The 235-nt window shown below is 70.6% G+C and carries 1 protein-coding gene; it reads right to left on the bottom strand.

From position 1 onward, the window contains the following. A partial coding sequence (locus ACSNOK_RS36295) for a glutamine amidotransferase-related protein (RefSeq protein ID WP_436784905.1) occupies positions 1-235 on the bottom strand: 235 nt, incomplete at both ends.

The raw sequence follows: 235 nt of genomic DNA, 5'->3' as shown, positions 1-235 counted from the left end.
ACTGGACGCCGTGGATCGGCAGGCTCTCGTGGCGCAGCCCCATGATCGTCCCGTCCTCGGTCCAGGCGTTTACCTTCAGGCAGGCGGGCACGGTCTCGGGCAGCGCCACCAGGGAGTGGTAGCGGGTGGCGCGGAACGGCGAGGGAAGGCCCTCGAACAGGCCGGTGCCGTCGTGGCGGATCCCGCTCAGCTTGCCGTGCATGACCTGGCGCGCCCGGTCGATCACCGCACCGAA

The organism is Streptomyces sp. URMC 126 (assembly GCF_051386555.1).
GTDB lineage: Bacteria > Actinomycetota > Actinomycetes > Streptomycetales > Streptomycetaceae > Streptomyces.
This window is presented reverse-complemented; position numbering and strand designations above follow the sequence as displayed.